At 61.4% G+C, this 21737-nt stretch carries 17 protein-coding genes; 8 read left to right on the top strand and 9 right to left on the bottom strand.

Annotation, left to right across the window (positions count from 1 at the left end):
• Positions 1-47 precede the first annotated feature (47 nt).
• The 3 genes from mscL to coaA form a co-directional block, all read right to left on the bottom strand.
• Positions 48-455, bottom strand: coding sequence for a large conductance mechanosensitive channel protein MscL (gene mscL / locus CXQ93_RS09680; protein ID WP_082634093.1), 408 nt, complete (start codon positions 453-455; stop codon positions 48-50).
• A gap of 70 nt (positions 456-525) precedes the next feature.
• Positions 526-1581 (bottom strand): D-alanyl-D-alanine carboxypeptidase family protein, encoded by a 1056-nt coding sequence (locus tag CXQ93_RS21080; protein ID WP_258068781.1) that lies wholly within the window; start codon positions 1579-1581, stop codon positions 526-528.
• Positions 1582-1586: 5 nt separating this feature from the next.
• Positions 1587-2555: a type I pantothenate kinase gene (gene coaA, locus CXQ93_RS09690; protein ID WP_104110194.1), complete on the bottom strand. Its 969-nt coding sequence runs from the start codon at positions 2553-2555 to the stop codon at positions 1587-1589.
• Between the two features lie 152 nt (positions 2556-2707).
• Here coaA and glmS point away from each other — a divergent pair, with 152 nt between their 5' ends.
• The 6 genes from glmS (at position 2708) to CXQ93_RS09720 (ending at position 11326) form a co-directional block, all read left to right on the top strand.
• Positions 2708-4621, top strand: coding sequence for a glutamine--fructose-6-phosphate transaminase (isomerizing) (glmS, locus tag CXQ93_RS09695; RefSeq protein WP_104110195.1), 1914 nt, complete (start codon positions 2708-2710; stop codon positions 4619-4621).
• A 177-nt stretch (positions 4622-4798) separates the two neighbouring features.
• Positions 4799-5146 (top strand): holo-ACP synthase, encoded by a 348-nt coding sequence (locus tag CXQ93_RS09700; protein WP_104110196.1) that lies wholly within the window; start codon positions 4799-4801, stop codon positions 5144-5146.
• Between the two features lies 1 nt (position 5147).
• Positions 5148-6779 carry an NAD(P)H-hydrate dehydratase gene (locus tag CXQ93_RS09705; protein ID WP_104110197.1) on the top strand — a complete coding sequence of 544 codons (1632 nt, stop codon included), beginning with the start codon at positions 5148-5150 and terminating at the stop codon, positions 6777-6779.
• Positions 6780-6804: 25 nt separating this feature from the next.
• Positions 6805-8925: a glycogen debranching protein GlgX gene (glgX, locus tag CXQ93_RS09710; protein WP_104110198.1), complete on the top strand. Its 2121-nt coding sequence runs from the start codon at positions 6805-6807 to the stop codon at positions 8923-8925.
• Positions 8926-8970: 45 nt separating this feature from the next.
• Complete coding sequence (gene mgrA / locus CXQ93_RS09715; protein WP_104110199.1) at positions 8971-10008, top strand: L-glyceraldehyde 3-phosphate reductase; 1038 nt, start codon at positions 8971-8973, stop codon at positions 10006-10008.
• Between the two features lie 238 nt (positions 10009-10246).
• On the top strand, positions 10247-11326 hold the full coding sequence (locus CXQ93_RS09720; RefSeq protein WP_104110200.1) for an inositol-3-phosphate synthase: 1080 nt from the start codon (positions 10247-10249) through the stop codon (positions 11324-11326).
• A gap of 130 nt (positions 11327-11456) precedes the next feature.
• On the opposite strand, the gene CXQ93_RS09725 is transcribed toward CXQ93_RS09720, so the two are convergent.
• From CXQ93_RS09725 to CXQ93_RS09750, 6 genes are all read right to left on the bottom strand, one after another.
• Positions 11457-12407, bottom strand: coding sequence for a hypothetical protein (locus tag CXQ93_RS09725; RefSeq protein WP_104110201.1), 951 nt, complete (start codon positions 12405-12407; stop codon positions 11457-11459).
• 174 nt (positions 12408-12581) lie between these two features.
• Positions 12582-14387, bottom strand: coding sequence for a glycoside hydrolase family 13 protein (locus tag CXQ93_RS09730; RefSeq protein WP_104110202.1), 1806 nt, complete (start codon positions 14385-14387; stop codon positions 12582-12584).
• Positions 14387-15256: a carbohydrate ABC transporter permease gene (locus tag CXQ93_RS09735; RefSeq protein WP_104110203.1), complete on the bottom strand. Its 870-nt coding sequence runs from the start codon at positions 15254-15256 to the stop codon at positions 14387-14389. The genes CXQ93_RS09730 and CXQ93_RS09735 overlap by 1 nt, the downstream gene beginning before the upstream one ends.
• A complete protein-coding gene (locus tag CXQ93_RS09740; protein WP_104110204.1) occupies positions 15253-16173 on the bottom strand; it encodes a carbohydrate ABC transporter permease in 921 nt (306 codons plus the stop codon). Before CXQ93_RS09740 ends, CXQ93_RS09735 begins: the two co-directional genes overlap by 4 nt.
• Positions 16174-16176: 3 nt before the next feature.
• Positions 16177-17529, bottom strand: coding sequence for an ABC transporter substrate-binding protein (locus CXQ93_RS09745; protein WP_104110205.1), 1353 nt, complete (start codon positions 17527-17529; stop codon positions 16177-16179).
• Positions 17530-17538: 9 nt separating this feature from the next.
• Positions 17539-19683: an alpha-galactosidase gene (locus CXQ93_RS09750; protein ID WP_104110206.1), complete on the bottom strand. Its 2145-nt coding sequence runs from the start codon at positions 19681-19683 to the stop codon at positions 17539-17541.
• A 117-nt stretch (positions 19684-19800) separates the two neighbouring features.
• On the opposite strand from CXQ93_RS09750, the gene CXQ93_RS09755 reads away from it, so the two are divergent.
• Together CXQ93_RS09755 and CXQ93_RS21255 are read left to right on the top strand one after the other, a co-directional pair.
• Positions 19801-20991 carry an ROK family protein gene (locus CXQ93_RS09755; protein ID WP_104110207.1) on the top strand — a complete coding sequence of 397 codons (1191 nt, stop codon included), beginning with the start codon at positions 19801-19803 and terminating at the stop codon, positions 20989-20991.
• 80 nt (positions 20992-21071) lie between these two features.
• Positions 21072-21674 carry a hypothetical protein gene (locus tag CXQ93_RS21255; protein ID WP_306299975.1) on the top strand — a complete coding sequence of 201 codons (603 nt, stop codon included), beginning with the start codon at positions 21072-21074 and terminating at the stop codon, positions 21672-21674.
• Positions 21675-21737 lie beyond the last annotated feature (63 nt).

Here is a 21737-nt window from a genome sequence, read left to right on the forward strand (position 1 = left end):
ACCCTTGGAGGGGTTGCCGCCTTCTCTATGTCGGTGGAAAGGAGTAGTTAGTGAAGTCCGCCGCCGGGCGTGGCCTTGAGTGCATCGCGGATTTCGGTGAGCAGCTCGATCTGAGGATCGACTGCCGGCTCCTCTTCCTTGATGCCCAATTTGGCATTGCGGCGGGCGATGATGTGGTTCATGGGCACGACGACCATGAAGTAGATAGCGCCAGCAACAATAATGAAGTTGACCAAGACGGTGAGGAAGACACCGAACTTGATATCAACACCGTTGATGGTCAGTAGTGCGAAACTATCGAAGTCGGCGGAACCAAATATTGCTGCGATGAGCGGCATCAGGATGTTCTCAACGAGGGAGTTTACAACTGCCCCGAAGGCTGTACCGATGACAACTGCGACGGCAAGGTCTACGACGTTGCCCTTCATTATGAAATCTCTGAATCCCTTTAACATGCCCCCAAAGTACCCCATTTCGAATGATTTCGGGTGGATTCGACGTTAATGGAGGGAAAAATCTGTAGTGCTATTTGTAGCCGGGAGCGCCCGGCAGGCCCAAGTATTCCTCGTATGTTGGAATTCCAAGAGCCACAACATCCTGTGCCACCTCAACCCCCACGTACCGCAAATGCCACGGCTCGGCCCAATAGCCCGTGACGGCCTCTGAACCGGTCAGGTAACGCACCAAGAAGCCGTAGTCTGCTCCGTGGGCTGCTACCCACTGTGCAGCGGCGGTCTCTGCAAAGCAGGATCTGAAATCGCAGGCGTTCCCGGCCTTGCCATCGCCAATATCGATGGCAAGGCCGGTTTGATGCTCGGAGAATCCCGGATGGGCCGATGTTGTGTCGGCAGCCTCCGCGCCCTTTTCTGCCGCGTAGCCGTTGTAGAGGCCCACTTGGGTGTCGTAGGAGCGATAGCTGCTCATGAGGGTGATGCTGACACCTTGCGCGGCCGCTGCACCAAACATGCGTTCAGCAGCGCTGGCTGCCTCGGCGCGCAGCAGGCCCGGTTCCCCGGAGCCCACGGCCACCGCAGGGGTCACCAGATCAGCCGGGACGTGCGCCAGTGGCTTGAGTGCGTTGCGTTTATTGACGAGCACCAAGGTGCTCTTGGGGTTGAAGACGTCCAGCACGGTTTTGTCGCCTGCCGCAGCAGTTGCTGTTCTGGCGGCGAACAATTTTTGGACCGGGGCCCCTGCGACCGAACCTTTGACCAGAAGCACTGGCGGCGTGGTTACAGGTGCGATGGGGGCGGCAGTCACCCCGGACACCGCAAGGTCCGGGGAAACAGTGGCGGTAGCGGTAGCAGAGGACGGAGCCGAAGCAGGAGCTGTGCTGGCCGGATCGGCAGGCGCGACAAGTGCCTGGGAGGTGACCGGCGTCGTGTTTAAGGAAGGTGACGAGCTGGCAACCGAGACTACCGACGCGTCCGTGGAGTCTGCCAGGGCCACGGCGCCATTGAAGATCAGGGCCGCGCCGAGCAGCGAGATCAGCACGCCTGCCGGCCGGGGCCAGGATAATTCGCGGCGCAGGCGGGCCCCCGTGGTTTGGCGCGGGCGGCGGGCCTGATGAAACCCCACCACGGGCACTAGACCTTCCTCAGCAGCATGCGCCTGATGGAATGGTCGGCGTCCTTGGTGAGCACCAACTGCGCGCGGCCACGAGTGGGCAGCACGTTCTGGAGCAGGTTTGGCTCGTTGATGCTCTTCCAGATCTTCGACGCCGTGGCTGTCGCCTCGACATCGGAGAGCTCCGCGTAGCGACGGAAGTAAGAATCGGGATCCGCGAACGCGCCGCTGCGCAGGGATCGGAAGCGGTCGATGTACCACTGCTCAATATTGCTCGTTTTGGCATCCACATAGATGGAGAAGTCGAAGAAGTCACTCACGGCCAGACCAGAGCGGCCATCGCTGCGGGGGCGGGCGGCGGCCAGCACGTTCAGGCCTTCAACGATCAGAACGTCGGGGCGGCGGACTACTACTTCCTTATCCGGCAGAATGTCATAGCTCAGGTGGGAGTACATGGGAGCGCGGACTTCTTCAGCGCCACTTTTGATGGAACTGACGAAGCGGAGCAGGGCCCGGCGGTCATAGGACTCCGGGAAGCCCTTGCGCCCCATGAGGCCGCGGCGTTCCAGCTCGGCGTTGGGGTAGAGGAAGCCATCAGTGGTGACCAGCTCCACATTGGGAGTGTCCGGCCAGCGGCACAACATTTCTTTAAGCACGCGTGCCGTTGTGGATTTGCCCACAGCAACGGAGCCGGCAACGCCAATAACGAAGGGGGTGCGGGAGCCGCGTTCACCCAGAAAGGTAGTGGTTGCATTGTGCAAATGTTCGGCCGCACCGACGTAGAGATTAAGGAGGCGGGAGAGCGGCAGGTAGACATCGTGGATCTCACGCATATTCAGTTGATCGCCAAGCCCACGGAGCCGCTGGACGTCTGATTCGTCTAGGGGTTGCTCAATCTTGTTGGCAAGGCGCGACCACGTCTGGCGGTCCAGCTCCACAAAAGGAGAGGTGCTGACGCCGTTGTTTGGCTCGGTTCTTTGCGCTGTCACACCTGCAATTCTGCCTTGTTTGGGGTGAGGTGGGAAACGAGGGGTGAACAATGACGCGGGGGAGGCGAGGTGGGAGGTGACACTTTTTCATGACATTCCCGCGGAAGAGGTAGAACGTCCTCCCAATTCTCTAGGGCTTATGATTGTTTTTCATGTGTGGAATTGTGGGATACGCCGGTACCGCCCCGGCTCAAGGTACTGATTCATCTGCCGGGCAACGGGCCCTCGAAGTCATGGTTGAAGGTCTGCGCCGCTTGGAGTATCGCGGCTATGACTCGGCCGGAGTTGCCGTAGTTGGCGCCGAAGGTATCGCCATGCGCAAGAAGAGCGGCAAGCTTGTCAAGCTCCTTGACGAGCTGGAGTTGAACCCGATGCCTGCTGCAAGTGCCGGCATTGGTCACACCCGCTGGGCTACGCACGGTGGACCCACCGACGCCAACGCCCACCCGCACGTTGTAGGCAACGGAAACTTGGCCGTGGTCCACAACGGCATCATTGAAAACTACTCGGTCCTCAAGGCGGAACTACTTGAGCGCGGGCACACCTTTGCCTCTCAGACCGACAGCGAAGTTGCTGCCACGCTGCTCGCCGAGGTCTACACCAGTCTTGCTAAGACCCTCGATCCCTCCGTGTCAGCTGGAGACCGCCTCACTACAGCCATGCGCCAAGTGGCGCAGCAGTTGGAAGGCGCGTTCACCTTGCTCGCCACCCATGCAGACGCCCCTGGCGTTGTTGTGGCTGCGCGCCGCAACTCCCCACTGGTTGTTGGTCTTGGCGAGGGCGAGAACTTCCTTGGCTCCGATGTTTCCGGATTCATCGACTACACCCGCAGGGCAGTAGAGCTGGGCCAAGACCAGGTCGTCACCATCACCGCTGACACCGTCCTGATCACCGATTTCCATGGCGTACCCGCCGAGGGCCGCGAGTACTTGGTGGACTGGGACGCTGCTGCAGCGGAGAAGGGTGGCTTCCCCTCCTTCATGGAGAAGGAAATCCACGACCAGCCGGACGCTGTTGCACAAACACTCCTGGGCCGTAGTGATGAAGCTGGCAACCTAACGCTCGATGAAATCCGTGTTGATCCGACCGTGCTCAAGAGCATTGACCGCATCATCGTGCTGGCGTGTGGCACATCCGCCTACGCCGGACAGGTGGCACGGTATGCGATCGAGCACTGGTGCCGCATCCCCACCGAAGTGGAGCTGTCTCACGAGTTCCGTTACCGGGATCCGATCGTGGACGAGCGCACCCTGATCGTTTCCCTCTCCCAGTCCGGTGAAACCATGGACACCCTGATGGCCGTGCGTTACGCCCGGGAACAGGGCGCCAAGACGGTCGCCATCTGTAACACGAACGGCTCCACGATTCCGCGTGAATCAGATGCCGTGCTCTACACGCACGCCGGTCCTGAAATTGCTGTGGCCTCCACGAAGGCATTCTTGGCACAGATTACTGCCGCTTACCTGCTGGGCCTTTATTTGGCACAGTTGCGCGGAAACCTGTTCCAGGGTCAGATCAAGGACATCCTGGCTGAACTGGCCAAGACTCCTGCCAAGATCGCCGAAGTCCTCAGCAACGCGAAGCAGATCGAAGATCTTGCCAAGAGCATGGCCGACACCCGCACCGTGCTGTTCTTGGGCCGCCACGTAGGCTACCCCGTTGCCATGGAAGGCGCCTTGAAGCTCAAGGAGCTGGCCTACATTCACGCAGAAGGTTTTGCTGCCGGTGAGCTCAAGCACGGCCCCATCGCCTTGATTGAAGAGGGCCAGGCTGTCATCATTGTGGTGCCGTCCCCGCGCGGCCGCGATTCACTGCACTCCAAGGTAGTCTCCAACATTCAAGAAGTCCGTGCCCGTGGCGCCATGACCATCGTGATTGCTGAAGAAGGCGACGAGTCCGTGCGCGAGCACGCCGAGCACGTCTTCTACATCCCCGAGACCAGCACCTTACTGGCTCCCTTGCTCACCACCGTGCCGCTACAGATCTTTGCCTGCGCACTGGCTACGGCCAAGGGCTACGACGTGGACCAGCCCCGCAACCTGGCTAAGTCCGTCACCGTCGAATAACCCTCGAATACGCGTCGGGGCTAACAACCTCGAATAGTCATTGACAACTGTGGACCCACCTTTATAGGTGGGTCCACAGTTGTTATGCCCCTGAGCGGCGGGTGAGTGGCGAGCCCTCTGCAGCAGGTCCCCGGCGTGCTTGCCTGCACGGAGCGCAGCGGGGGATAGGGTTGAGCCATGATTATTGGCATAGGTGTGGATGTTGTTGATATTGAGCGATTTGGCCGCCAGTTGGACCGGACGCCCGGGCTCCGTGAACGCCTGTTTGTGCCGGCCGAGCGTGGCCTGAATACCCGGTCACTGGCTGCGCGCTTTGCCGCCAAGGAGTCCGTGGCCAAGGCCCTAGGTGCTCCCGCCGGCATGAACTGGCAGGATTGCTGGATTGGTCTGGACGAAAACGGGCCCACCATCAATGTGAAGGGCACCGTTGCCGCCGTGGCGAAATCCAAAGGCATCAAGCACTGGCATCTTTCCATGAGCCACGACGGCGGGATTTCCACTGCCATGGTGATTGCCGAAAGCTGACATGATCAGCGCCCACACCGCCGCAGCCGTCCGCGCCGCCGAGGAGCCGTTGCTGCTAGCTGGCCGTGGAGCGGAACTCATGCTCCGGGCATCGCACGGGCTGGCTCAGGGAGTTGTCAAAATCTTGCGTTCACGCGGCTGCGGTGTTTACGGCTCGCTGGTGCTGGTGCTGGCCGGATCGGGTAACAATGGGGGCGATGCGCTCTACGCTGGCGCCTACTTGGCCGCCCGTGGTGCACGTACGACGGCGGTCCTCACCGGAGCGCGGACCCATCCGGAGGCGCTGGCTGCTTTTCGTCGCGCAGGTGGGCGCTGCATGAGACTTGCTGACGCTCCCCAAGAGAGCGCGGCGGCAGACGGTGCGGCCCGGGTTGACACTCCCGAAGAGAGCGCAGTGCGAGACTGTGCGAACCGGGAGAGCGCTGCCCGGGGGAGCGCAGCCCAAGCGGCGTTATGGGACGAAGCGGTGCGGGCCGACGCAGTGCTTGACGGGCTCTTGGGTACAGGCGGGCGCGGTGGTCTGCGCGGTGCTGCTGCCAAGTTTGTGGCCCGGCTGCAGGCGCTCGAAGGGAGCGCCCGGCCAGCCGTTGTGGCCTGTGATCTACCCAGTGGCGTGGACGCCACTACGGGGGCGGTCCGCGGGCCGGTGCTGCGCGCCGATATGACAGTCACCTTTGGTGCGCACAAAAGCGGGCTGCTCACGGCCCCGGGTGAACAATGGTGCGGCGCTGTGGAATTCATCGACATTGGGATTGCGGATTTCCTTGGGGAAGCCACGGTGTTCCGGCTCGAGGCTGCCGATCTAGGGACGCTGCTGCCGCAACCGGCCGCTGCTGACCACAAATACACGCGGGGAGTGGCAGGAGTCGTGGCAGGGTCAGGGCAATACCCAGGGGCCGGACTGCTGGCCGTTTCTGCAGCATCGGCGTGTGGGCCCGGTATGGTGCGTTATCTGGGTCCGGCCGCCGTGGCTGCTGCCATTCATGGCCGCAATCCCGAGGTGGTCTGTTCCGAGGCTTCACCTGCAGAGCTACGCGTGCAGGCGTGGCTGGTGGGGCCGGGGATTGACGGCGACAACGCTCAGCGTGAACGGGCCGCTGATGCCATTGCCTCGGGGCTCCCCACTGTGGTTGACGCAGGCGCGCTGGAGCTGGTTGCTCCGGCGCAGAAAACTGACAATGCGCACTTGATTCTCACGCCGCACGCAGGGGAGCTGGCAGCCATCATGGCCCGGGCAGGGATCGGACTGGACCGGGCAGGCATCGAGGCGGAGCCGCTCGCTGCGGCACGCACGGCAGCGGAGCTATTCGGCGCAGTGGTCCTGTTGAAGGGAGCCACTACCGTGGTGGCCGCGCCCGACGGCAGGGTGTTCACCCAGTCCAACGGCACCCCGCGGCTGGGGACTGCCGGGAGCGGTGACACCCTGGCCGGGATTCTGGTTGCCCTGCTGGCCATGGCTGCAGCGACACAGCCGTTGGTGCCCTACGATCTTGCGCGTACTGCTGCGCTCGCAGCAGCGTTGCACGGTGAACTGTCCAGAGTTGATGCAGACGCCCCACTGAACGCCGGGGAGCTGGCGGCGCGCATCCCCCACGTGTGGGCACAATTGTGCCAAATAAAACCGCAGGGTTGACAGCACTTTTCTAGAAGGAGAAGCTATGGATATTTGGCCGGGGAAAAACCATCCGCTGGGCGCCCGAGCGGATGAGGACGGGACCAACTTTGCCCTGTTCAGCGAAGACGCCACCGCCGTGACGTTGTGCCTCTTTGATAAAGATGGAGCCGAGTCGCAGCTGCCACTGACCGAAGTGGATGGCTATGTGTGGCACGGCTACGTTCCTGGGGTGCAGCATGGACAGCGGTATGGTTTCAGGGTTGACGGGCCATGGGACCCGGCCGATGGGCTGCGCTTCAATGCCGCGAAGCTGCTGCTGGATCCTTATGCAAAAGGGGTCGAGGGGGCCGTGGCGTGGGGCCAGGAGGTCTTTGCCTACCAATTGGGGGAGCCGCTGCTGCGCAACGATGCAGATTCGGCCGCCCACACCTACCGCAGCGTGGTGGTGGATGACGCCTTTGATTGGAATAATGCCGACGGCACGCCCGATCACAGCCCGGATATCCCGTACCACGAGAGCGTCATCTACGAGGCCCATGTCAAGGGACTGACACAGTTGCACCCGGACGTCCCGGAGGAGCTGCGCGGCAGTTACGCCGCAGTGGCCCACCCGGCCGTGGTGGCCCACCTCAAAAAGTTGGGCGTGACCGCCGTCGAACTTATGCCGGTGCACCAGTTCGTGCAGGATGAACGGCTCCTGGAGCAGGGATTGCGCAATTACTGGGGCTACAACACCATTGGCTTTTTCGCACCTCACAATGAGTACGCCTCCGCGGGGGATCCCTGCGACCACGTCCGGGAGTTCAAAACCATGGTCAAGGAACTGCACCGCAACGGGTTGGAGGTGATCCTCGATGTTGTCTACAACCACACGGCGGAGGGGAGTCATCTGGGCCCCACGTTGTCATTTCGTGGCATTGACAACGCCGCCTATTACCGCCTGCAGGAGGAGAATAAGGAACAGTATTTGGACTATACGGGCACAGGAAATTCGCTCAACGTCAGGTCGCCGCACTCCCTGCAGCTCATCATGGACTCGCTGCGCTACTGGGTGAGCGAGATGCATGTGGACGGTTTCCGCTTTGATCTCGCAGCCACGCTGGCCCGAGAATTTTACGACGTCGACAAACTCTCATCCTTCTTCGACATGGTGCAGCAGGACCCCATCGTCTCGCGAGTCAAGCTCATTGCCGAGCCGTGGGATTTGGGGCCCGGAGGCTATCAGGTGGGCAACTTCCCGCCGCAGTGGACCGAATGGAACGGGCAATTCCGGGACACTGTCCGCGATTTTTGGCGCGGTGAACCCTCCACGCTGGGGGAGTTTGCTGCCCGGCTGACAGGGTCATCGGATCTGTACGGGAATTCCGGGCGGCGCCCCGTGGCCTCGATCAACTTCGTCACGGCCCACGACGGCTTCACGCTGGCGGATCTGGTGAGCTACAACGACAAGCACAACGAGGCCAATGGGGAAGAAAATCGTGACGGTGAATCCCATAACCGCTCCTGGAATCACGGGGTGGAAGGGCCCACCTCTGATCCGGCTGTGCGCGAGCTCCGTGCGCGCGGCCAGCGCAACTTTCTGACCACCCTCCTGCTATCCCAGGGCGTGCCGATGCTGCTGCACGGCGATGAACTGGGGCGCAGTCAACAGGGCAACAACAACGGCTACGCGCAGGATTCGGCGCTCACGTGGATCGATTGGGAGCATGCCGATTGTGCCCTCATCGACTTTGTCTCCCAGCTGGGAGCATTGAGAAAAGCGCACCCCGTGTTCCGGCGTCGTAGGTTCTTTGACGGTCGGCCCGTGGAACGCGGGGACGACGGCGCACTGCCGGACATTGTGTGGCTGCGGCCCGACGCGGCAGCCATGACCCCTGCCGATTGGGACAACGGATTTGGGCGCAGCATTGGGGTTTTCCTCAATGGAGGGGGCATTCCGGACTGCGATACAAAAGGCCAGCCAGTGGTGGATGACTGTTTCCTGATGCTGTTCAACGGTGGCGACGGCCCAGTGGACTTCACGCTCCCGGCAGAGGACTACTCCACGCGGTGGGTGGTAGAAATCCACACCAACGGTGTCAGCGCCAGCGAGTTCTCGGCCGGAGCTGTGGTTGCTGTGGCGGCGCACTCCGTGTTGGTGCTGCGCGCCCCGGACAGGAACTAGACCCAGATCACAGTCCAGCCGGGGAACCGTGGCAAGATGGCAGGTATGACTTTTCACGCCGCGGAGAACCGCTATGAAACCATGCCCTACCGACGAGTCGGCCGCAGTGGACTGAAACTGCCAGCAATCTCGCTGGGTTTGTGGCACAACTTTGGAGACGATAAGCCCTTCGAGGTGCAGCGCGATATTCTGCGCCGCGCCTTCGATCTGGGCGTGACGCACTTTGACCTGGCCAACAACTACGGCCCGCCCGCAGGAAGTGCAGAGACCAACTTTGGCCGTCACTTCAAGGATGACTTTGCCTCGCACCGCAACGAACTGATCATTTCCACCAAGGCCGGCTACGCGATGTGGCCTGGCCCGTACGGCGAATGGGGCTCACGCAAGAGCCTGCTGGGCAGCCTGGACAGCTCGCTGACACGCATGGGCCTGGACTATGTAGACATCTTCTACAGCCACCGCCCCGACCCGGAAACCCCCATGGAAGAAACCATGGGAGCCCTGGATCACGCGGTCCGATCCGGCAAGGCACTGTATGCGGGGATCTCCTCCTACACGCCGGCCCAGACGCTGGAAGCTGCCCGGATCTTGAAGGAAATGGGCACCCCGCTGCTCATTCACCAGCCCTCCTACTCCATGCTCAACCGGTGGACCGAGGACGGGGAGCCGAACCTTTATGAAACTCTCGACGCCGTCGGGGCCGGTTCCATTGCCTTCTCGCCCCTCGCTCAAGGTGTGCTGACGGACCGTTACCTCAAGGGCGTGCCGGCAGATTCGCGTGCAGCCAAGGAGCACTTCCTGTCGGAGAATGACCTGACGGAAGAGAAAATGGCCCGGGTACGCGGACTCAACGATATTGCTGGAGCACGCGAGCAGTCGCTGGCGCAGATGGCCATTGCCTGGATCCTGCGCGATCAGATCAAGGGCACCCCTGTCACCTCGGCGCTCGTGGGCGCCTCCAGCGTCACCCAGCTGGAAAACAACGTGGCCGCCATCAACAATCTCGAGTTCAGCGAAGCCGAGCTGACCGCGATCGACGAGTTCGCCGTCGAATCTTCCATCAACAGGTGGAAGCAGAAGTAGCCTTAATCACAGTTTCATGCACAAATGCAAGGGTCTGTGACAAAATAACGAGACTTTGGCGTCCCGAAGGAACAAAAACGGGACGCCAAGAGTTGTCTAGAATGGTTAAGGCGCCGTAGGGGCGTCAGATCCGGCTAAGTAGCCGTGCGTCGTGTCTTTATGGTTACCGTGAAGTCGTGCGTCGACCCAGCACCATAGTGTGTGCGCCGGATCCGTGTGAGTTTTATGAAGGAGTTCCGTGTCCAATCATCCTATTCGGGTCGCCATCGTCGGTGTAGGCAACTGTGCCTCATCGCTGGTCCAAGGCGTCCAGTACTACCACGATGCAGACCCGACCGTGAAGGTTCCGGGTCTGATGCATGTTGAGTTCGGTAAGTACCACGTGAACGACGTGCAGTTTGTTGCTGCATTCGACGTTGACAGCAAGAAGGTCGGCCTGGATCTCTCTGAGGCCATTGGAGCCAGCGAGAACAACACCATCAAGCTTGCAGACGTGCCGAACCTCGACGTTCCCGTACTGCGTGGACACACCCTTGACGGTCTGGGCAAGTACTACCGCGAGACCATCGTTGAGTCCGACGCCGAAGCCGTTGACATTGTTGCAACGCTGAAGGCCGCCAAGGTTGACGTCATGGTGTGCTACCTGCCCGTTGGCTCCGACGCCGCTGCGAAGTTCTACGCACAGTGCGCCATCGACGCCGGTGTTGCCTTCGTCAACGCCCTCCCCGTCTTCATTGCCGGCACCAAGGAATGGGCCGACAAGTTCACCGCAGCCGGCGTGCCGATCGTGGGCGATGACATCAAGAGCCAGATCGGTGCAACCATCACGCACCGCGTCATGGCTAAGTTGTTCGAAGACCGCGGCGTTATCTTGGACCGCACCTACCAGCTCAACGTTGGTGGCAACATGGACTTCAAGAACATGCTCGAGCGCGATCGCTTGGAATCCAAGAAGATCTCCAAGACTCAGGCCGTCACCTCCAACACCTCTGCCGTGTTGTCCGCTGACGACGTGCACATTGGCCCGTCGGATTACGTAGCCTGGCTCGATGACCGCAAGTGGGCCTTTGTCCGTCTTGAAGGCCGTAACTTCGGTGACGCGCCGGTTTCATTGGAATACAAGCTCGAAGTTTGGGATTCACCCAACTCGGCCGGTGTCATCATCGACGCCATCCGCGCAGCCAAGATCGCTTTGGACCGCGGCATCGGCGGACCCATCCTGTCGGCCTCCAGCTACTTCATGAAGTCCCCGCCGGAGCAGTACAACGATGACATCGCCTTCGAAAAGGTAGAAGCCTTCATTCGCGGCGACGCCTAACATCCCCTCTCGACGCGGCATCACTTTCCGGCGTTTTTCTGCCGACGCCGCATCACTTTAGGGCGATAAATATGGGACGCTCCCTCTTTGAGGGTGCGTCCCATTGCTTTTTAATCTGTTGGGAACTTTCTTACGTCATGCCCTTGAAGCCGGAGGCCAGCTTAGGATCTCGCCACGCTTGATACAGCGCCTTACGAATGCGCATCACAGCGTCCTGAAAACCATCCGCCAGATCTTTCTGCGTAAAGATCAGCACGATCCAGCCAGCGTTTTCGAAAGCCTTGTCCCTGCGCCTATCGCTGAACCGCTGCAACTCGTCGAGGTGATGGGCGCCGTCGTACTGCATGGCGATGCGCCGGGCACGATAACCGGCATCCGCCGACGGCCCGCCCTCGCGGCCCCACAAGGTGAGCTGAAGTTCTGGCTCCGGCAGGCCGGCGTCGGATATGGCCAGACGCAAGAGGGTTTCGGGTGCTGAATCTGCCCCGACGCGCATGAGGTCCAGGGCGTCGCGGGCCCGCACAATTCCTTGGAGATTGCGGTGACGGCTTGCCATCTCGCGCAGCGATGTGAGGGTGGCGTAGGGTTCACTGCGGCCCTCAAATTCGGCTCTGGGCCGGCGAATGAGCTGGTCGCCCATGCAGACGAGATCAGTCAAGGGAAGCACGCGTGCCAGATCGAGCCAGGTGCGCGAACGAGTGCTCAGCTGCATCCCGTCCACGGATTCGATCTCGCCGCGCAGCGCTGTCACATTGTGGCTGACGATGCCTTTTCGGCGCAACTGCGGGAGCTGGCGGGGCTTGCTGAGGTGTAGCTCTTCCGAATCTGCCAGCCACGGCGGCAGAATTAACTCGTGAAGCCGTGCGGCCGTGGAATGCGAAATCCAGGCACCGGGCGAAGCTACCGAGAGCACCCGGGCGGCATCCCGGAGGTCAAAATCCCAGCCATCCGGCCGGTAAATCCCATGGCTCACGTTGATGTGCTGGTGGTTCTTGAGCTGGTCCGGGGTCAGGCCAGAGGCAAGTGCTTCACGGTAGGTGAAGGGTGCCTGGGTGAGAGAGAACGCGTCGCTGGGTTCCATCTCTTAATTGTGGCCCAGCGCGGACGCCTGCCGCAGAAGTTATCCACAGGTAGGAACGCCAACCGGCCCCCACAAGAGTGTGGAGGCCGGAAGGTGATGCGGCGTGTGGGAAAAACCGCCGGAAGGTGATGCGGCGTGTGGGAAAAACCGCCGGAAAGTGATGCGGCGTTGGGGTTAGGGGGTGAGCCAGAGGGTTGTTTCGGGCGGGATTGTCCTTGCCTGTTCTGTTCCTGTCTGTTCGCTCCCTGCCTGTCCGTTCCCTGCCCCTTCGCTTCCTGTGCCGTCCGTGCTTGCCGCGCCGGAGGTGAGGACTACCCTGGACAGTTCGACGCCGGATGGCAGCACCGCGGGCACCGCCGCAAAGTTGGTAATCACCTCCCAGCCGTTGGGGCGGCGGTAGTGAATCACCTCAGATTCGGGGGAGCTGAGCCACTCAAGTGACTCGTCAGCCTGCAGCTCGCGTCGCAGCTTCAGGGCCGCCCGGTACATTTCCAACGTTGAACCGGCAACCCCGGCCTGGGCGTCGGCCGCGAACTCGCCAAACCACCCCGGCTGCGGCAGCCACGGTATGCCACCAAAACCGAAGTTGGCTTCGGTGGCGGACCATGGCAGCGGAACCCGGCAACCGTCACGGCCCTTGACCTTATTAAGGGTGCGGAACCAGGTGGGATCCTGCAACACCGAAGCAGGTAGCTCTGCGGCTTCGAAAAGCCCCAGTTCCTCGCCCTGGTAGAGATAGGCGGAACCCGGAAGCCCCAGCATGAACAGCGTTGCGGCCCGGGCCCGGCGCAAACCGCGCGCCAGATCGAGTGCCGGGGTAGCGCCGTCGGCCAGTAGCCACGCTTCCAGGTCCTCGCGGGTGCTGCCATCCGGCAGACCGTAGCGGGAGGGATGGCGAACCACATCGTGGTTGGAGAATACCCAGGTGGACGACGCGCCGGAGGAGGCGGCCTCCGAAAGGCACTTCTGCGCAATGGCACGGAATTCCGTGGCAAGAAACGGCGCCTGCAGCAGATCGAAGTTGAACGCCTGGCCCAACTCTGTGGGGCGCGCGTACTTCAAACGACGGTCGGTGAACGGTACCCAGGCCTCGGCCACGGCAGCCTTGGGTGGATCGTATTCATTGAGAACTGAGCGCCAACCCTCAAAGACTTCATGCACGGCGTCGCGGTCAAAGAGGGGATCGCTGCCGTCATCGACGAGGATTTCCAGGTCCGGCTTGGAACGCAGCGGCAGGGACATGTCCTTGACGAGTGCGTGCGCCACATCGATGCGGAAGCCATCCACGCCGCGGTCAGACCAGAAACGCAAGGTGGTGTGGAAGTCCTCCCGCACCTCTGGATTGTCCCAGTTGAAATCGGGCTGTTCGGTGGCGAACAGGTGCAGATACCACTGGCCCAGCGAGCCAGCGTTTGGTCCGGCCGCTTCCACCACCCGCGTCCAAGCAGCCCCACCAAAGTGGGAGGGCCAATCCGAGGGCGGCAGCTCGCCGTCGTCCCCTAGTCCATCCAGGAAATGGTACCGGGCACGCTCCGCGGAACCTGGTGCAGCAGCAAGAGCTGCCTTAAACCAGGTGTGCCGGTTGGAGCTGTGATTGGGCACCACGTCCACAATCACTCGGATGCCGGCTGCGTGCGCGGCAGTCACCATGGCATCGAAGTCCGTCAGCGAACCCAAGCGGGGATCGACATTGCGGTAATCATCGACGTCGTACCCGCCGTCGGCCAGCGCGGAGGGGTAGAACGGGCTGAGCCAGATCGCGTCAATGCCCAGCTCCGAAAGGTAGCCCATGCGTGCCGTGACGCCGGGCAAATCGCCCATGCCATCGCCATTGGAATCGGCAAAACTGCGCGGGTAAATCTGGTATACGGCCGCTTGGCGCCACCACGGTGCCAGCGACTCCGTCAGCGACTCTGCCGCTGACGCTGACGGCAAAGCAGAAACAGAACCAGTAACAGAATCGGAAAGTGATGCGGTCATTATTTGATGGATCCTCTCATGACGCCGGAAATGACCCAGCGTTGGGCGAAAATGTAAATCAACAGCAGCGGGGCCATGGCCATCAGGTAGGAGGCAAAGGCTGTTGTGTAATCGGTATTGAATTGTCCCTGGAAGACGTACTGCACCAGGGGCAGGGTGCGGGTAGTGGGGTCCGAAAGGATCACCAGCGGCAGCAGGAAATCATTCCACGCCCACAAACACGTCAGGATGCCAACGGTAGCGTTGATGGGCGTCAGGATGGGAAAGATGACCTTCCAAAACGTGGTCCAGGTGCTGGCGCCGTCCATGACAGAGGCCTCTTCAAGCTCGGCGGGGATGGATTTAATGAACGCCGTGTAGACAAAAACATTGAAGCTGAGCCCATACACCGTGTAGAGCAGGAACAGTCCAACCGGATTATCCAGCCCCAGTACGGCCATCTCCTTCGTTACCGGCAGCATGATGATGGGGAACGGCACGAACAGAGCGGCGATGAAGAAGTAATACAGCGCCTTGAAAAATGGCCGGTGCATGTTGCGGGCAATAGCGTAGGCCACCAGCGAATTGGTCAGGATGGTCAGGATGACAGCCGCGACCGTCACGATGCCAGAAATCAGCAGCGCGTTGGGAAAATTGGTCAGCTTCCAGGCGTTGGAAAAGTTCTCCAGATGGATGCTGGTGGGCAACGCCAGCCCGTTGCCGTTGAGCTGATCCGAGGATTTCAGGGCGGTGACAATGGTGAAGTACAGCGGGATCAGCACCGTCAGGGACAGCACGGCGGCCAGGAGCGTCAGGGGAATGTTCACTGAGGAACGACGGCGGCGCGTGGCTGGGGTGCCGGCCTCCGGCTTTTCGATAAGTAGACTCATTGAAGCTCAGACTCCTTGCGTGAGAGGAAGCGCATTTGCAGCAGCGACAGGACAACGATGACCACCAGATAAACCACTGAGTTGGCCATCTGGTAGCCGTACTCCCCGCCTTGGAAACCGCCGCGGTAAATGACCATGGCCACTGATTCGGTGGAGGTGCCGGGGCCGCCGTTGGTCAGGGCCACGATTTGGTCGAACGCCTGCAGCAGGCCCTTGAGGGCAAGGACCATATTGATGGTGAAGTAGCCGGCGATCATGGGGAACGTGATGGAGCGGAACTGGCGCCACGGGGACGCCCCGTCCAAGCCGGCAGCCTCATACAATTCACCGGGGACGGTTTGCAGGCCGGCCAGGTAGATAATGACACTGAAGGCGATGGACTGCCACGCCGTAACACCCACGATGCCCAGCCACGCCAAGTCAGGGTTGGCGAGGATGGACGTGGAGAGCCATTCAATGCCCAGCGCCTGGCCAATCAGAGGCAGGTTGTTGGAGAGCAGGTAGTTGAAGACGTAGCCCACAATCAGCACGGACAAGATGTTGGGGATAAAGAAGATTCCGCGAAATGCCGTCTGATACTTGATCTTGGAGTTCAGCAAGATGGCGATAAAGAGCGCCCCAACATTGACCACAATGGTGGTGGTGATGGCGAAGAGGAACGTGAATCCGTAGGACGCCATGATCCTGTCATCTTTGAACAGGTTCACGTAGTTGGACAGTCCCACGAAATCCCATTCGCCGTAGCCGGCGTAGTCGGTGAAACTGTAGAACATGCCCGTCACAGTGGGGACTGTGTGCAAGATGACGAACAAGACCAAGGCCGGAACAACCATCCAGTAGAAGGTCTTGCTGGGCCGGGACGGGCTCCGGCGTTGCAGCCCGGCTGTCGTGCGGGGCTTATTGGCCGTGGTGGTCATGATCTAGTCCCCTTTCTTGGTGATGGTGCGGGCGGCAACCTTTTCAAATTCGTGGTCCATGCGGGCCAGAAATGCCGGTTGCTTCTTATCCAGCACGAACTGCTGCAAGATCGCATCAAAGGGGATGCTCGCAGGAACATGGTGGTCGAAGTAGCCGATCACACGGCCGTCATTGAAGAAGCCCTGCATGCCTGCCAAGGCAGGATCGACGCTGGGGGCCGCATCCTTCACAGGTGTCAGGGAAGATTGGGCCTTGGCGTAGTAGTCCAGCACAGCAGGGGACATGAGGTATTCCACAAACTTCTTGGCCTCTTCCGGGTGCTTGGTGTCCTTGCCGATGGCTAGGGTTACATCCACACCGGAGACCAGGACGTTCTTGGCGGGGTCGTTGGTGGTGGGGTATGGGAAGGACGCGATCTTCGCATCCGGGTTCGACGCGCGGATGGCCGGGATCGCGAAGCTGCCTTGCAGGTACATGGCTGATTTGCCAGCTCCGAAGGCGGCATTGCCATCGTTGTAGCCTGCGCTCTGAGCGCCGGGTTGGGCGTAACTGAAGAGTTTCAAGAGTTTAGTGGAGGCTTCCGTTCCGTCCTTGGCAAAACTGGACGCGCCGGTTGCCGGGGTCCAGCCGGAAGTTCCAACACTGTCAAAGAAGTCCGCGGGCATGAGGTTTCCGGCCAGGTTGACGAAGGAGGGCAGGACCGTCCAAGCGTCCTTGAGGGTCATATAGAACGGATTGACGCCGTTGGCCTTGAAGGTGTCGGCGGCTGCGATGAGCTGATCCCACGTTTGTGGCACTGCTACCCCGTTGGCAGCAAAAATCTCCGGGTTGTACAAGATGCCGCTGGCATTGTTGGCAAACGGCAGACCGTTTGTTTCGTTGCCGTGGCAGGTACCCAAACCGTTCAGAATGTCCTGAACTGCCGGCTGGACACGTGGGGCCGCCGGCATGCCTGACAGGTCGGCAAACACGCAGGCTTTGGCCAGATCACCGAAGTTGCCGTTGCCATTGAGCGTCAGCACATCAGGTGTTCGGTTCTTGACCAGCAGTGTCCTGATGGCGGTATCCGGGTCCGGGGAGTTATTGATGACCACATGGATGTTGGGGTTCTTGGCCTCAAAATCCTTCACGATCTGGGTGAACTGGGCCACCGCTTCGGGCTTGAACTGAAAAAAGTCCAAGGTGACACGGCCGTCGTCGTTCGTGGAACAGCCGGTCAGCACCAATGTCAGTGCCAGTGCGGCGGTAGTACCGGTGGCCATCAGCTTGCGGCGGAAATTGCGCCGACCGGGCTGTGATTTCCTGGCCAGCTGGCGCAGCAGCGCCGGCGGGCCAGATTCTCGCTCATGGTTCATTGGAACTCCTTAGTTGGCCTGATCAACAGTGATCAAAACGGCTTGTTCGGGGAAAAGTACGGGGGACGCCAGACCGGTGGAGGCCAGGAGGCGCCCGGAGATGATCGTTTCGGCAAGGGTCCAGTCAAGGGGGGACTGGCCGTTGCCGAGCTGATCATTGAGGGGTTCTGAGAGCTGGACCCGGTAACGCGTGTCCGGGAGCAGCCCCGGCAGCGTAATACGCCCGGACGGGTACGTGGTGGATGCTGTGCGCTGAGTGAGGGAGTAGACGGCGCGGCTACCGTCTGCGGCAACGACGCCGCGGAGATCCATTGCCGGATCGGGCAGGTCCGCGTGGACGCTGGTGCCGGTGTGGAACAGCTCCCGGTTCTCCTTGTGGAAGGCGATCCAGCCCGCAAGTTCCTCCGTCTGTGCCTCAGAGATGTCCGAGATGTCCCATTCAATCCCGAAGTGGCCGAAAATGGCGGTGCGGGCCATGAACCCCAGGCTGTGTTGGCGGTCGGTGGAATGTGATTTTGGCCCGCCAATGTGGGCGCCCATGAGCTCGTAAGGCACCAGGAGCCCGGTGTTGGCTTGGTTGTCGAGGCGTTCGAGCGGATCGATGCAATCGCTGGTCCAGATCCTGTCCGTGTAGTCCAGGATGCCCAGATCCACCCGGGCCCCACCCGAGGCGCAGCTTTCAATTTCCACGCCGAGGTGGCGGGTCTTCAGCTCCGCAAGCAGCCGGTAGAGGGCCAGCGTGGTCTTGCGCACGCTGGGGTTGCCCGTGTGGGGATCGGCGGCATCGAGCAGGTCACGGTTGTGGTCCCACTTGATATAGCTAATGGGGTATTCGGACAGCATGGCATCAAGGCGGTCCAACAGGTACTCGAAGCACTCGGGGTTGGCCAGGTTCAGTACCTGCTGCTGGCGTGCGGAGACCGGCCAGCGTCCGTCGGTGTGCAGGATCCAGTCCGGATGCTTGCGGGCCAACTCGCTGTTCGGGTTCACCATTTCCGGCTCAAACCACAGCCCGAACTCCATGCCCAGGCCGCGCACATGGTCAATGATGGGGCCCAGGCCGTCCGGCCACACGGCAGCGTCCACAAACCAGTCACCCAGCCCGGCAGTGTCATCGCGGCGGCCCAGGAACCAGCCGTCATCAAGGACAAAACGTTCGACGCCGACCACGGCAGCCTTCTCGGCCAAGCTTTTGAGTGTGGTCAGCTCGTGATCGAAATACACCGCTTCCCAGGTGTTGAGGGTGACGGGCCGTGGCCGGCTTGGGTGTTGGGGGCGGGCACGAAGGTCTTCGTGAAATCGGGCCGAGAGCTGATCCAGACCGTGGCCCCAGGAACCCAGCGCCCACGGGGTGGTGTGCGAGTCCCCAGGTGCCAAAACCACTTCCCCCGGCAGCAGCAGCTCCCCGGCGCTCAGGAAGCTGTCACTGGTGATGGTGCGTTCGGCCGACAAACTGTGATTGCCACTCCATGCCGTGTGCACGCCGTGGACCAGGCCGCTGCGGAAGCCGAAGCTGTCCTGGCCCGCCAGCATGAGCAGTGTGGCATCCGCACCGGGGCGTCCGCGGCGGCTTTCGCGAACATGGGCGCCCACCGTCAGTGGGCGGCGCTGGGAGGTGCGCTCCTTCAAATGGCGGCCCGTGAAATCTTGAACGGTGGTGGCGCTCGCCGGCAGTGGGAACACTGCGGTGAGCCGGTGCAGCAGGTAGTCGCTGTCCCCGATGTTGCTCAGGATGTGCCGCTGGCGCAGCACCCCCGCAGCGCTTAGCTCCAGCTCCGTGACCAGATGCAGTCCTCCGGCCGGGTCCTCAGCGGTAATGGTAAGGGAGGAGCCATCGGCGTGTGCCGCCGTGGTGCTTAAGGCGCTAGCCCAACCACCGGCAGCGCGCTGGCCGAGCAGTGCGGGGGTGCCCTGCCAGCCAAATGTCTCCTGCGGCAGGAGGCTCAGGCGGGCAGGAACGTCAATGCCGCCGGAAACGCGCTGGGGACGGGCTGCTGCTGCGAGCGATGCCAGCTCGGCGGGGGAGAGGGTGCCTGTGGCTTGGCCCCAATGAATGATGGTGGGTGTGCCTGCCGTGTCCAGGTCCACGATGACCGAGGTGCCGCCGCGATGCAGCTGGAGCTGGGCGGGAAGTGAAGAAGTTGTTGTGCTCATTGAATAGTTTTACCGCGAAAGTAATTGCTGTGTCAAGGGTCACCTTGATTGCATGATTGCGGCGAAATACTTGATTTCAGACTGGAATTATGTTTGAAGTGCAATAAACTTGTTGCTATGAACACCGTTGCCCACACACCGAGCCTGCCTGCTCCAAGCCGCCCTGGCGAGAACCGCGGACAACCGGAAGCTCTCGCGGAATCTGCCCTTGAACTGGCTCGGCTGGTGCTTGTCCGCGGTCCCATTTCCCGCGGGGAATTGGCCAGGGAAATGAAGTTGAGCATTGCCAGCCTCACCCGCTTGGGGAAACCACTGCTCGATTCGGGTCTGCTCATTGAGGGCCCTCTGGTTGCCGACGGCACAGTGGGGCGTCCCGTGCGATTGCTCGATGTTCCCAACAACGCGGCATGGTTTGTGGGCGTGAAAGTGACAGGAGATAGTCTGCAGGCTGTGGTCACGGACATTCGTGCCACTATTCTGGCGGAAGCTGTGCTGCCGCTGCCCGAGAAATCGTCCGCTGCCGTGGTGGCGGGTATTGCGCAGCTCACTGAGCAGCTCGGGGCGCAAGCAGGTGTCGCCGTCGCGGGGGTTGGCGTTTCCCTGGGTGGGCAGGTGCGGCCGGACGGCGTGGTCCACCGCGCACCGTTTCTGGACTGGAAAAACGTGCCTTTGCAGAGCCTGCTGCAGGACTGGCTGGGACTCCCCGTGGTGGTAGAAAATGATGTGACAGCACTTGTGGCCGCCGAGCAATGGTTTGGGGCGGGCCGCGAGGTGCCCGATTTCGCCGTGATTACCGTGGGCGCAGGAGTTGGCTACGGACTCACCATTCGCAACCACGTCATCCGAACAGTGGATACCGGATTGGGGCTGGGCGGACACTTTCCGTTGGATCCCAACGGGCCGCTGTGTGCTGAAGGGCACCGTGGATGTTCCACAGCTATGCTGTCCATCCCCAGTATTTGTCTGCAAATTTCAGCAGCCTTGGGCCGCCCGGTGGACTATGGGCAGGCGTTGGACCTTGCCGCAGAAGGAAACCGCGCCGCAGCGGCAGTCCTGGAGGCAGCGGCAAAGTCTTTGGGGATCCTGATCGCCGCGGCCACAAACCTGACAATGGTTAACACGGTTGTGCTAGGCGGGGAAGGCGTGGCGCTTTTCGCGGCGAAGGAAGCCACAGTGCTGGCTGCCTTGGCAGCGGGGCGGGACCCGGAGGCAGCGCCGGTGAAGGTACGGGTGGCATCGGCCGATTTCACCGAATGGGCGCGTGGCGCGGCAGCCGTGGCTATTCAAGCCCAAGCATTCATTCGCTAGCGTGCCGTGACCAGCATTCATACTCTGTAGGCTTCCAGCATGGTGCGTTAGCATGGCAGAACCTCGAGGAAGGCGTCACCATGCCAAGAACGCATCGTCTCAGCGGCGCCGCGAAAGCGGTAGAAGCAATCAAAGCCATGAAGGGAGTTTCCTCACGGCTCACGGCATCATTGTTGATGCTCTCCGTCGTGACAGTAGTGGCCGCGTGCGCGCAGCAAGGCCCCGAGTCCGGACCGTCTAGCTCAGGCAGCCAGCCGCCTGCGATCCCGATCCCATCCGCCACGATCCCAGCAGCGACCGAGAGCCCCGCAGCCGTGACACCACCCTCCGCCAGCGGGATAGACCTCACCATCACACTCACAGAATCGTCCCAGGCCATGCCGCGGACGTTCCGTCTTGTGGCCGAAGGCGCCACGCCCGGACCTGAATCCACCTTGCCCGATCCGGCCGCCGCACTGGCCGCTGTGGAAAAGTACGGCGAGAAAATGTTCTTCCCCGTCCCGGACCCCAACCGGGTGTGCACCCAGCAATATGGTGGCCCGGAAATTGCCCAGGTAACCGGCTGGTTCCACGGCAAGAAAGTCAACGCCACCTTCAAACGCACCGATGGCTGTGAAATCAGCCAATGGCAGGCTCTAGCTCCGCTCTTTGGTGCCCTCGGTGGCGGCACCGGCAACATCTAATCGGTGGCGGCACCGGCAACATCTAAACCGGGCGAAATTAGGACCCAGCACCACCAGATGAGG

Source organism: Arthrobacter sp. N199823 (assembly GCF_002929705.1).
In the GTDB taxonomy this organism is placed as follows: Bacteria; Actinomycetota; Actinomycetes; order Actinomycetales; family Micrococcaceae; genus Specibacter.

What these genes read in the sequence shown, in the direction of transcription:
- CXQ93_RS09755 (WP_104110207.1), top strand. Translation starts at nt 19,801, where the DNA reads ATGAACACCGTTGCCCACACACCGAGCCTGCCTGCTCCAAGCCGCCCT.
- CXQ93_RS09740 (WP_104110204.1), bottom strand. Translation starts at nt 16,173, where the DNA reads ATGACCACCACGGCCAATAAGCCCCGCACGACAGCCGGGCTGCAACGC.
- mscL (WP_082634093.1), bottom strand. Translation starts at nt 455, where the DNA reads ATGTTAAAGGGATTCAGAGATTTCATAATGAAGGGCAACGTCGTAGAC.
- CXQ93_RS09745 (WP_104110205.1), bottom strand. Translation starts at nt 17,529, where the DNA reads ATGAACCATGAGCGAGAATCTGGCCCGCCGGCGCTGCTGCGCCAGCTG.
- CXQ93_RS21255 (WP_306299975.1), top strand. Translation starts at nt 21,072, where the DNA reads ATGCCAAGAACGCATCGTCTCAGCGGCGCCGCGAAAGCGGTAGAAGCA.
- glmS (WP_104110195.1), top strand. Translation starts at nt 2,708, where the DNA reads ATGTGTGGAATTGTGGGATACGCCGGTACCGCCCCGGCTCAAGGTACT.
- mgrA (WP_104110199.1), top strand. Translation starts at nt 8,971, where the DNA reads ATGACTTTTCACGCCGCGGAGAACCGCTATGAAACCATGCCCTACCGA.
- CXQ93_RS09730 (WP_104110202.1), bottom strand. Translation starts at nt 14,387, where the DNA reads ATGACCGCATCACTTTCCGATTCTGTTACTGGTTCTGTTTCTGCTTTG.
- CXQ93_RS09700 (WP_104110196.1), top strand. Translation starts at nt 4,799, where the DNA reads ATGATTATTGGCATAGGTGTGGATGTTGTTGATATTGAGCGATTTGGC.
- glgX (WP_104110198.1), top strand. Translation starts at nt 6,805, where the DNA reads ATGGATATTTGGCCGGGGAAAAACCATCCGCTGGGCGCCCGAGCGGAT.
- CXQ93_RS09725 (WP_104110201.1), bottom strand. Translation starts at nt 12,407, where the DNA reads ATGGAACCCAGCGACGCGTTCTCTCTCACCCAGGCACCCTTCACCTAC.
- CXQ93_RS09750 (WP_104110206.1), bottom strand. Translation starts at nt 19,683, where the DNA reads ATGAGCACAACAACTTCTTCACTTCCCGCCCAGCTCCAGCTGCATCGC.
- CXQ93_RS09705 (WP_104110197.1), top strand. Translation starts at nt 5,148, where the DNA reads ATGATCAGCGCCCACACCGCCGCAGCCGTCCGCGCCGCCGAGGAGCCG.
- CXQ93_RS09735 (WP_104110203.1), bottom strand. Translation starts at nt 15,256, where the DNA reads ATGAGTCTACTTATCGAAAAGCCGGAGGCCGGCACCCCAGCCACGCGC.